This window comes from Hamadaea tsunoensis DSM 44101, assembly GCF_000428945.1.
Lineage (GTDB): Bacteria > Actinomycetota > Actinomycetes > Mycobacteriales > Micromonosporaceae > Hamadaea > Hamadaea tsunoensis.
Genome location: NZ_AUAX01000034.1, coordinates 87,469 through 98,725, shown reverse-complemented (window position 1 = coordinate 98,725; position 11,257 = coordinate 87,469). Strand labels below are relative to the sequence as shown.

At 70.6% G+C, this 11,257-nt stretch carries 9 protein-coding genes; 8 read left to right on the top strand and 1 reads right to left on the bottom strand.

The window, feature by feature from the left end; all coding sequences use genetic code 11:
• Positions 1 to 167: 167 nt before the first annotated feature.
• The 8 genes from G401_RS50345 to dapB all read left to right on the top strand — a co-directional run bounded on the left by G401_RS50345 (position 168) and on the right by dapB (position 9,777).
• Positions 168 to 905, top strand: coding sequence for a M23 family metallopeptidase (locus G401_RS50345; protein ID WP_245601949.1), 738 nt, complete (start codon positions 168 to 170; stop codon positions 903 to 905).
• Positions 906 to 971: 66 nt separating this feature from the next.
• Complete coding sequence (truB, locus tag G401_RS0134185) at positions 972 to 1,859, top strand: tRNA pseudouridine(55) synthase TruB (RefSeq protein WP_027346032.1); 888 nt, start codon at positions 972 to 974, stop codon at positions 1,857 to 1,859.
• Between the two features lie 28 nt (positions 1,860 to 1,887).
• The gene (locus tag G401_RS0134180) at positions 1,888 to 3,723 is read left to right on the top strand and encodes a hypothetical protein (RefSeq protein WP_027346031.1); all 1,836 of its coding nucleotides are present in this window, start codon (positions 1,888 to 1,890) and stop codon (positions 3,721 to 3,723) included.
• 22 nt (positions 3,724 to 3,745) lie between these two features.
• The gene (locus G401_RS0134175) at positions 3,746 to 4,675 is read left to right on the top strand and encodes a bifunctional riboflavin kinase/FAD synthetase (protein ID WP_027346030.1); all 930 of its coding nucleotides are present in this window, start codon (positions 3,746 to 3,748) and stop codon (positions 4,673 to 4,675) included.
• Positions 4,676 to 4,846: 171 nt separating this feature from the next.
• A complete protein-coding gene (rpsO, locus tag G401_RS0134170; protein WP_027346029.1) occupies positions 4,847 to 5,116 on the top strand; it encodes a 30S ribosomal protein S15 in 270 nt (89 codons plus the stop codon).
• A 243-nt stretch (positions 5,117 to 5,359) separates the two neighbouring features.
• Positions 5,360 to 7,678 carry a polyribonucleotide nucleotidyltransferase gene (locus G401_RS0134165; protein ID WP_027346028.1) on the top strand — a complete coding sequence of 773 codons (2,319 nt, stop codon included), beginning with the start codon at positions 5,360 to 5,362 and terminating at the stop codon, positions 7,676 to 7,678.
• Entirely contained in the window at positions 7,635 to 8,981 is a 1,347-nt protein-coding gene (locus G401_RS0134160) for a M16 family metallopeptidase (RefSeq protein ID WP_027346027.1), read from the top strand. The genes G401_RS0134165 and G401_RS0134160 overlap by 44 nt, the downstream gene beginning before the upstream one ends.
• Positions 8,982 to 9,018: 37 nt before the next feature.
• Entirely contained in the window at positions 9,019 to 9,777 is a 759-nt protein-coding gene (dapB, locus tag G401_RS0134155) for a 4-hydroxy-tetrahydrodipicolinate reductase (RefSeq protein WP_027346026.1), read from the top strand.
• Positions 9,778 to 10,671: 894 nt separating this feature from the next.
• On the opposite strand, the gene G401_RS0134150 is transcribed toward dapB, so the two are convergent.
• A complete protein-coding gene (locus G401_RS0134150) occupies positions 10,672 to 11,229 on the bottom strand; it encodes a GNAT family N-acetyltransferase (RefSeq protein WP_027346025.1) in 558 nt (185 codons plus the stop codon).
• Between the last annotated feature and the right edge of the window lie 28 nt (positions 11,230 to 11,257).

Sequence of the window (11,257 nt, the reverse complement as noted above, 5' to 3'; positions counted from 1 at the left end):
TGGCAGTGGAGTCCCCGGAGCGCAGCGATAGGGGCGGAACGGTCTCCCGCGGGAGGAGCGGAGGTGAGATCGACGAACCCGGGACAAAAAAGATCTTGATTTTGACCTTGAAGAGGACGGCCGAACGGAGGGCGCTACGCGGCGCGGGCGGCTTATATGCTCGGCACGTGCGTCGTCGTCTCCCCCTTGTCATGGCCGTGGTCGCGGTGGTGGTCGGGCTCGGCCTGGTGCTGGGCGTGGTGTTCACCCGCAAGGAAACCGCCGGTGCCGCCGCCAGCCCCCGGCTGCCCGCCGCGGCCACCGTCACCACCGGCACGAGCGTGTCCGCGGGCAGCGTGCCGCTCACCAAGGAGACGGCCGCGCCCCCGCCGATCCGGCACAACCCGAAGCCGTACGTCTTCCCGATCATCGGCAAGGCGTCGTACGCGCACTCGCACCACGACTATCCGGCCAGCGACATCATCTCGGCCTGCGGCAACCCGGTGGTCTCGCCGGTCAACGGCACGGTGCTCGAGGTGAACCTGGTCGACACGTGGAACGCCAAGGACAACCTCGGCGCCACCCGGGGCGGCCTCGGCTGGTCGATTCTCGGCGAGGACGGAGTGCGCTACTACGGTTCGCACATGTCGTCGATCGGCGCCGACATCCGCCCCGGTGTCCGCGTCGCGGCCGGGCAGCAGATCGGCAAGGTGGGCCGGACCGGCGACACGACCGTCTGCCACCTGCACTTCGGGATCTCCCCGGTCTGCCAGCGGGTCAAGGACTGGTGGATCCGGCGCGGCGTGATCTGGCCGTGGCCCTACCTCGACTCGTGGAAGACGAGTTCGCCGAAGTCGGCGGTCAACGAGATCAAGAACTGGCAGGCGAAGAACGGCTGCCCGACCAAGCCGCTCGTCGACCCGTAACCGGCCCGAGGCACGGCCGGGCACCCGTCAGTGGCGGCCCGGTCCGGCTCTGGCACCCTGGACGCCATGGCTGAGCAGGTGACCGACGGTCTCATCGTGGTCGACAAAGCACCCGGGATGACCTCGCACGACGTCGTCGCCCGGTGCCGGCGGATCGCGCGTACGCGCAAGGTCGGCCACGGCGGCACGCTCGACCCGATGGCCACCGGTGTCCTCGTCATCGGGGTCGGCCGGGCGACGCGGCTGCTCACCTATGTGGTCGGCACCGGGAAGGCGTACCGGGCGACGGTCCGGCTCGGCCAGACCACGGTCACCGACGACGCCGAGGGCGAGATCGTGGCGACCATGTCCGCCGCCGGGATCACCGACGACTCCGTCCACGCGGGACTGAACCGGATGGTCGGCGAGATCGACCAGGTGCCGAGCGCCGTCAGCGCGATCAAGGTCAACGGCGTACGCGCGTACAAGATGGTCCGCGACGGCGAGCAGGTCGAGCTGGCCGCCCGGCGGATCACGATCTCCCGGATCGACGTGGCGGATCTGCGCCGGGTGGACGACTTCGTCGACGTCGACGTGGAGGTCGCCTGCTCCTCGGGCACCTACATCCGGGCGATCGCCCGCGATCTCGGCGCCGGTCTCGGGGTCGGCGGCCACCTGACCGCGCTGCGGCGTACCGCGGTCGGCGGCTTCACGCTCGCGGAGGCGTACACGCTGGAGGGTCTGGAGAAACTGGACGACCCGGTGACCCTGCCGCTGGCCGCGGCGCTGGCCCGCGCGATGCCGGTACGCACGGTCGACGAGGAGGCCGCCCGGGTGCTGTCGCACGGCGGATCCCTGTCGCCGGAGGGGATCGCCGGGCCGTACGGCATCCTCGGGCCGGACGGCGCGGCGCTCGCGGTGGTGTCGGAACGCGGCGGGCGGGCGCGTCCGGAGATCGTTCTGGCGGCCGCCTGACCTTGGCGGCCTGCAATACGCTGCGCGCGTGAACGGGGAACTGCTGAGGCATGGGCGCGCGCTCGCCGGGGCGGCCGCTCCCGGCGTCGCGGCGAGCTGGCTGGCCGGGATGCTCGTCAGCCTGTTCGGCGGGGGCGGCACGACCGCGCTGCTGGGCGGGCGGCCGGAGAACGTGCCCGGGCCGCACCAGTGGGCACTGCTCGCGCTGGCGGTCGGGGGCTGGGCCTACGCGGTGTCCGCCGTGATGATCGTGGCAGCCGGCGCGCTCGCCGGCACGCCGGTCGCCGTACGCGACGCGCTCCGGTACGCCGCCCGCCGCTGGCTCGCGATCGTCGGCGTCCTCGCCCTGCTGGCCGTGTACGCGATCGTCCTGCTGGTCGCGGTCGCCCTGCTGAGCTTCGGCTCCGGGTGGCTCGCCGCGGTGCTGCTCGTGATCGCCGCCGTGCTGCTGAGCCGCTTCACGTACGCGCTTCCGGCCGCGGCCGTCGACGGCATCCCGGGTACCGGCGTGACGAGGCTGCCGCGTCCACCATTCGGCGACGAACCCTGGGATCCGGACAAGCCGGCCGCCGTCGATCCGGGCGCCCGGTACACCACGGCCGACGCTCTGCGTACCGGGCTGGGGGTGGTCGCGGTCGACAAGACCGGTGCCTTCTTCCTCTTCCTCGGCGTCGTGGCCGCCGGCGTGATCGGGACGTGGGTGATCGGGCTACTGCCCGCGCGTTCCGCCCACCCGTTGGTCGTCGCGGGGATCTACCTGGTCGAACTCGTGATCATTACGGCTGTCGTGGCCGTCCAGGGCGGACTGCTGGCCCGGTCGCGGCTGTGGCGCGTACGCGAGCTGCTGCCGGGATCGCCGCCGAGCCGGTCCGGCTGGGCGATCGGGGCGGCCGCCGTCCTGCTCGCCGTCACCGTCGGGGCGGGAGTGACCGCGTGGGACCCGACCGGCGTACCGGTGCTGACGGTCCACCCCGCGAACACATCGGACCGGGCGGCCGGGGCGGGGCCCGACGGCGTACTGACCGATCGTCTCCCGGGGCGGGGTGAAGAGCGCTACGCGGCCGTGACGGCGCTGCCCGACGGCCGGCGGCTCGCCGTCACGGACGTCCTCCGCGACGAGGGCACCCTGGCCGTCTGCCGCGTCGACTCCTGCGAGACGGTGAAGACCGCCTTCGCCGGCGCCGGCGAGCGGTGGGACCGCGCCGCGATCACGATGACCCCGGCCGGTGACGTCGTGGTCGCGGCCCTGGCCTGGCTGAAGACCGGCGCGACCGTCGTGCTGTGGGCCTGCCCCGGCACGGACTGCGCCCACGCCCGGCGTACCGAGGTGCCCGAGAGCCGGGGCATGCTGTCGTTCGGCGGCATGTCCCCGTCGCGGCCCGCGGCGCCGACCGCGATCGCGGTCGGAACCGACGACGCCGGCGTGCCCGTCGTCGGCTGGAGCGACGACGACCTCGTGCGCCAGACCCGCTGCGTCGACCGGACCTGTTCCGCGCTCGGCGACACCGTCTCGCTGCTCCCGCGGGCCTGGCCGCTGACGATAACGGGCGGCGAGCCGGTCCCCGTCGCCCTCGGCTTCGACCCCCGCGGACTGCTGACCGCCGCGTTCGTCGCGCCGGCTCCGGACCGGCGGCCCGGTTTCCAGCTGCGGATCGGCACGCCCGTACCCCGCGACCGGTACGCCCTGGCCCACTGCACCGATCCGGCCTGCGCGCAGGTGACCCTGCGGCCGTGGCAGTCCGCGCCGGCCGGGAGCGCGTACGCGGGCGGCTGGATCGCGTACACGAAAGAGGGTCTGCCCTTGCTCGTCCTCGCGGGGGAGACGGAGGTAACGACGGTCCTGTGTGCCCGAGACTGCTTCTGATCGTTTCGGTAGCCTGGGCTTCATGCAGCGGTGGAGAGGTACGGCGCAGGCCCCGCGGGGCTGGGGCCGGTCGGTCGTCACGATCGGGGTCTTCGACGGAGTGCATCGCGGCCATCAGGCGACCATCGGGTACGCGGTGAAGCGCGCGCACGAGCTCGGCGACGCGAGCGTGGTGCTGACCTTCGACCCGCACCCGTCCGAGGTCGTGCGGCCCGGATCGCATCCCACGGTGCTCACCGGCCCGGCGCGCAAGGCGGAGCTGATCGAGGAGCTGGGTGTGGACGCGCTCTGCGTGGAGCCGTTCACGCGGGAGTTCTCGCGGCTGTCGCCCGAGGAGTTCGTCCACGACGTCCTCGTGGAGCACCTGCACGCGGCCGAGGTCGTGGTGGGGGAGAACTTCCGGTTCGGCCACAAGGCGGCGGGCGACGTCGAGCAGCTCACCCGGATCGGCCGGCGGTTCGGGTTCGCGGTGACGGCCGGACCGCTGCTCGCCGACGACGAGACCGTCTTCTCGTCCACCTACGTACGCTCCTGCGTCGCCGCCGGTGACGTGACCGCGGCGGCCCGGGCGCTCGGCCGGCCGCACCGGCTCGAAGGCGTGGTGGTCCGCGGTGACCAGCGCGGCCGCGAGCTCGGCTTCCCGACCGCCAACCTGCTCTGCGCCCGGTACGCGGCCATCCCCACCGACGGCGTGTACGCGGGCTGGCTGGTCCGGGGCGGCGAACGGCTGCCCGCGGCGATCTCGATCGGCACCAACCCGACCTTCGCGGGGACCGAGCGGCGCGTCGAGGCGTACGTGCTGGACTGGTCCGGGGATCTCTACGGCGAGCAGCTCGCGCTGGACTTCGTCGCGCACCTGCGCCCGACGGTGAGGTTCGACACGCTGGACGCGTTGATCAAGGCGATCGCCGACGACGTCGACCGTACACGGGAGATTCTCCTGCGTGGTTAGTCCCGCCACGTCCGATCCCGGGCGGTTCGTCGGTGCACGCCGCGCCCAAGATCGATAACGTGCGGTAACCTTGAGGCTGGTTCCGGACGGCCTGCTCGACGCCGCGGGCCCGAAACCAGCACATGATGCCGGCCGCTGTGGCCGGCGCGTACCCCAGAAGTTAGGGAGAACATGGCGCTCGACGCTGCAGTCAAGACCCAGATCATGCAGGACTATGCGACCGTCGAAGGGGACACCGGCTCGCCGGAGGTCCAGATCGCGGTCCTCACCAAGCGGATCAAGGATCTGACCGAGCACCTGAAGGTGCACAAGCACGACCACCACAGCCGCCGCGGGCTGCTGCTGCTGGTCGGCCGCCGCAAGCGGCTGCTGGCGTACCTGTCGAAGAAGGACATCGCCCGGTACCGCGCGCTCATCGAGAGCCTCGGCATCCGGCGCTGACCCGGCCGGGGGAGCAGCCGTCGCCGGTCGCTCCCCCGTTTCTCGGTTCGACAATTTCATAATTCACGCACAAAAGACGCAAAGGGGCAGGTTCGACGCTCGGTCCTCGGTAGTGGCTCCCGGCACCGCGACGCGGTCCGAGGGCTTCGATCGAAGACCGGCCGTCTGCCGCAGGACGCACACGGCGAACCCGACGCGGGTGTCGCCCGTCCGCCCCTGACGACCGAAGAGGAGTATCCATTCATGACCGAGACCACTCTCGGCACGCAGCACAGCACGGCCGTGATCGACAACGGTGCCTTCGGCACCCGGGAGATCACGTTCTCGACCGGACGCCTCGCCAAGCAGGCCGCCGGTTCCGTCCTGGCCCAGCTCGGCGACACCGTGGTTCTGTCCGCGACGACCGCCAGCAAGCAGCCCAAGGACCAGTTCGACTTCTTCCCGCTCACCGTCGACGTCGAGGAGCGGATGTACGCGGCGGGCCGGATCCCGGGCTCGTTCTTCCGCCGCGAAGGCCGTCCCACCGAGGACGCCATCCTCACCTGCCGGCTGATCGACCGGCCGCTGCGCCCGTCGTTCGTCAAGGGCCTGCGCAACGAGGTCCAGGTCGTCGAGACGGTGCTCTCGCTCGACCCGGCGCACCCGTACGACGTGGTCGCGATCAACGCCGCGAGCATGTCGACCAAGCTTTCCGGCCTGCCGTTCTCCGGCCCGATCGGCGCGACCCGGGTCGCGCTCATCGACAACCAGTGGGTCGCCTTCCCGACCCACGAGGAGCTGAGCCGGGCCGTCTTCGACATGGTCGTCGCCGGCCACGTCGTCGGTGACGACGTCGCGATCATGATGGTCGAGGCCGAGGCCACCGAGCACACGGTCAAGCTGGTCGCCGGCGGTGCCACCGCCCCGACCGAGGAGGTCGTCGCCGCGGGCCTCGAGGCCGCCAAGCCGGTCCTGCGCGAGCTGTGCCGGGCCCAGGCCGAGCTGGCCGCGGTCGCGGCCAAGCCGGTCGGCGAGTTCCCGGTCTTCCTCGACTACCAGGACGACGTGTACGCCGCGGTCAAGGCCGCCGGTGCGGCCGAGGTCGCCGAGGCGCTGAAGATCGCCGCCAAGCAGGATCGCGAAGAGGCCCTCGACCTGGTCAAGGAGAAGGTCATCGGCGCCGTCGCCCCGCAGTTCGAGGGGCGCGAGAAGGAGGTCTCGGCCGCCTTCCGTTCCGTCACCAAGGCGGAGGTACGCGGCCGCGTGCTGCGCGACAAGATCCGCATGGACGGTCGCGGGCTGGCCGACATCCGGCCGCTGACCGCCGAGGTCTCCGTGCTCCCGCGGGTGCACGGCTCGGCGATCTTCGAGCGGGGCGAGACCCAGATCCTGGGCGTGACCACGCTGAACATGCTGCGCATGGAGCAGGCGCTGGACACCCTGTCGCCGGAGAAGACCAAGCGCTACATGCACAACTACAACTTCCCGCCGTACTCGACCGGTGAGACCGGCCGGGTGGGCGCGCCGAAGCGGCGCGAGATCGGGCACGGCGCGCTCGCCGAGCGGGCCCTGATCCCGGTGCTGCCCTCGCGTGAGGAGTTCCCGTACGCGATCCGCCAGGTGTCCGAGGCGCTCGGCTCGAACGGCTCGACCTCGATGGGCTCGGTCTGCGCGTCCACGATGTCGCTGCTGACGGCCGGTGTGCCGCTGAAGGCGCCGGTGGCCGGCATCGCGATGGGCCTGATCTCGGACGAGGTCGACGGCAAGACCGAGTACGTGACGCTGACCGACATCCTCGGTGCCGAGGACGCGTTCGGCGACATGGACTTCAAGGTCGCCGGCACCCGCGAGTTCGTGACGGCCCTGCAGCTGGACACCAAGCTCGACGGCATCCCGTCGGAGGTCCTCGCGGCGGCCCTGCGCCAGGCGCACGACGCCCGGTTCACGATCCTCGACGTGATGCAGGACGCGATCGACTCGCCCGGAGAGATGAGCGAGTACGCCCCGCGCGTCACGACGGTCAAGATCCCGGTCGACAAGATCGGTATGGTCATCGGCCCGAAGGGCCAGACGATCAACGCGATCCAGGACGAGACCGGCGCCGAGATCTCGATCGAGGACGACGGCACGATCTACGTCGGCGCCACCAACGGGCCGTCGGCCCAGGCGGCGGTCGAGCGGATCAACGCGATCGCCAACCCGACCCTGCCGAAGATCGGTGACAAGTTCCTCGGCACGGTGGTGAAGACGGCCGCGTTCGGCGCGTTCGTCTCGCTGCTGCCCGGCCGCGACGGCCTGCTGCACATCTCCAAGGTGGGCGACGGCAAGCGCGTCGAGCGGGTCGAGGACTTCCTCAACGTCGGTGACAAGGTCGAGGTGGAGATCGCCGAGGTCGACTCGCGCGGCAAGATCTACCTGGACAAGGTCCTCCCCGAGGGTGTCGAGCGGCCGGCCGCGGCCGAGCGCCCGGCCAACCGGGAGACCGGGGACCGGGGCCCGCGCGACCGCGACCGCACCGACCGGGGCCCGCGCCGCGACGGTGACGACGGCGAGCGCCGCCGCCGGCAGCAGCGCCGCGACTAGTCCCGACGTGTCGCAGAGTTTCAGCACCGTGCCGTCCAGCCTGGCTCAGCCACTGGACGGCACGGTCCGTCGTACGGTCCTGCCCTCAGGGCTGCGGATCGTCACCGAGAACGTGCCGGCCATGCGCAGCGTGTCGTTCGGCATCTGGGTCGGCGTCGGTTCCCGTGACGAGAGCGCGGCCGACGGCGGCGCCTCGCACTTCCTTGAACACCTGCTGTTCAAGGGGACCCGCCGGCGTACCGCCCTGGACATCTCGGCGGCGATCGAGGCGGTGGGCGGCGAGACGAACGCCTTCACCACCAAGGAGTACACGTGCTACTACGCGCGCGTACTCGACGAGGATCTGCCGCTGGCCATCGACGTCATGTGCGACGCCGTGGCCAACTCCGTCCTCAATCCCTCCGATGTGGAGACCGAGCGCGGCGTCATCCTCGAAGAGATCGCCATGAGCGAGGACGAGCCGGCCGACGAGGTCCACGACCTGCACGCCGAGCTGGTCTTCGGAGATCACCCGCTGGCCCGGCTGATCTCCGGCACGGTCGACTCGATCACGCCGATGTCCCGGGACCAGATCGACGGCTTCTACCACGCGCGCTACGAACCCGCCGCCATGGTGATCGCGGCGGCCGGCCGGCTCGACCACGACCTCGTCGTGGCCCAGGTCGTCGCCGCGCTGGCCGGAACGGACCTCGACCGGCCGGCCGGCGTACCGGATGGTCCGCGGAGCATGGACGCGCCCGTCGTGTACGCGCCGCCGCGTACCGCCAGCCGGAGCAAGGACACCGAGCAGGCCCATCTGGTGCTCGGCGGCCCCGGTATCGGCCGGCGGGACGAGCGGCGGTTCGCCGCGGGCGTGCTCAACAACGTCCTCGGCGGCGGCATGTCGAGCCGGCTGTTCCAGGAGATCCGCGAGAAGCGCGGGCTCGCGTACTCGGTGTTCTCCTACACCTCCCAGTACGCCGAGGCCGGCACCTTCGGCGTGTACGCGGGCTGCGCCCCGGGCAAGGTCGACGAGGTGCTCTCGATCGCGCGCGACCAGCTGGCGCTGATGGCGGCCGACCCGATCACCGAGGCCGAACTGCGCCGGGGCAAGGGGATGCTCAAGGGTGCGCTGGTCCTCGGCCTGGAGGACACCGGCTCGCGGATGTCCCGGCTGGCAAAGGGCGAGCTGCTGTTCGGCGACATCCTGTCGGTCGACGAACTGCTGCGCCGCATCGAGTCCGTGTCCGTCGAGGACGTCAGCGAGATCGCCGCGGAGATCCTCGGCGGCCCCGACTACCTGGCGCTCATCGGGCCCCGTTGACCCGAACGCCCGGCCGGCGGTGCGGTAGGTTGTCGCTGTGACTACGCAGGGAACCGACCCCATCCGCGTCGCCGTGCTGGGCGCCCGTGGCCGGATGGGCGGCGAGGTCTGCCGCACCGTCGAGGCGACCGCCGGGCTGGACCTCGCGGCCGCCCTCGACCAGGGCGACGACCTGGCCGGCATCGTCGACGCGGGCGCTGCGGTCGTCGTGGACTTCACGCATCCCGGCGCGGTCATGGACAACCTCGAATGGTGCATCGCCCGCGGCGTCCACGTCGTGGTCGGCACCAGCGGCTTCACCGAGCAGCGTACGGACACCGTCCGTGCCTGGCTCGCCGACCGGCCCGGGGTCGGCGTCGTGATCGCCCCCAACTTCGCCATCGGCGCCGTCCTCATGATGGAGTTCGCCGGCCGCGCCGCGAAGTACTTCGAGTCGATCGAGATCATCGAGCAGCACCACCCGCAGAAGCTGGACGCCCCGTCGGGCACGGCTCTGCGTACCGCCGAGATCATCGCGGCCGCCCGCAAGGAAGCCGGTCAGGGCGACATGCCCGACGCCACCCGCGACCTGATGGACGGCGCCCGCGGCGCCACGGTCGAAGGGGTGCACGTGCACTCGGTCCGAGCCCGCGGTCTGGTCGCCCACCAGGAGATCATCTTCGGTACGCAGGGCGAGACGCTGACGATCCGCCACGACTCGTTCGATCGCTCGTCGTTCATGCCCGGCGTGGTGCTCGCGATCCGATCCGTGATCTCCCGGCCGGGCCTGACGGTTGGCCTCGACGCTCTTCTCTGAAGGCCAGTTCAAGATCGTTTTAAGATTTTGTCCCGGGTTCGTCGATCTCGCTTCCGCTCCTCGCGCGGGAGACCGTTCCGGCCTCTCCGCTTCGCTCCGAGGCCTGCACTGCCAGGTTTGTGGGGCGAAGCATCGTTCTTCGTCGTCCGGTCGCCGTTACCCCCAACCCCCCGTCCGGACTTTGTCGTGACTGTCCGATATGGCGGTTGGGTGGGTCGGCTGGTTGGTGATCGTTCGCGGCTGGGATGTAGATTTCGGGTCCATCCCCTCGATCCATTGCGGCTGGGATGTAGATAAAAGGCCGTTTTCCTACATCCGGACTGCTGTGAATCTTGGGCGAGGGATGCGTTTTTGCATCTCGGCCGCTGTGGATTACGTCCACGCCGGCCTGCGCTCAGTAGTTGTCCGTGATGCGGGAACGATCTTCCGCCAGGTGAACACGGCGTGCTGGTTTCTTGATCGTTTACGGCTGGGGTGTAAATCCGGCCCGATCTGCATGATCGATTACGTGTCAGGTGTAGCGGAACCCGGTCAGTGTGCTCCAGGACCGTAAACGATCATGCACCGAGCGGCCGTTTTCGCACCTCAGCCGTAAACGATCACCTCATAGGCCGTTGGCCGGGCGCACAAGTCGGACAGTCGCGACAAAGTCGCGAACGGCCAGAACCCGCCAGGGCCGGATGGTGTCCCCGATCTCCAAGATGGCCGACGATCTTGCATGAATGCCCCGAATTTCGTCCGACGCACCCGAAATGCCCGGACATTCGCGCAAGATCGCCGACCGTGATGGGCCCCGGAGCGCAGCGATAGGGGCGGAACGGTCTCCCGCGGGAGGAGCGGAAGTGAGATCGACGAACCCGGGACAAAGTATGCTTAAAAGGGATCTTGATTTGATCAGGTGAGCGCGGCGTAGTACCGGGATTGCGGAACCAGCATGTCGTCGACGTCGAGCGCGCGGGTGTTCCCGTCCAGCGCCCAGCCTGCCGATCCGAGGAACTTCCCCATGGCCGGGGCCTGGTCGAACACCCAGGCCACGGCGGCGCCCACTCCGTCGTCCCGCCAGTGATCGACAGCCGCCGCGAGCAGCCGGCTGCCGTGGCCGCGCCGGCCCCAGCGGGGCTCGACCAGCAGTTCGGTGATGCCGCCGACCGTCGGTGAGGCCGTCTCGCCGGGCGTCATGTGATCTTCGTCGAGCGGCCCGAACGCGACGAATCCCACCAAGTACGCTGGGTCGGACGCGGGTTGCTCGAGCGCGACGAGGACGCGGTGGCCTCCCGTGGGCGGTGCCACGATCGCATCCCGCCAGCCGCCCGCGATGGCCTGTTCGTCCAGGCCGTCGAGGACAGGGCGAGGGAAGAGACGACGGTACGCGACGCGCCACGTCGCCACCTGAATGCGCGCGATCTCCCCGGCGTCGCCGGGACGCGCGGGTCGCACGAAACCCACAGCCACGACGTGAGAGCCTACCCGTGGTACGGGG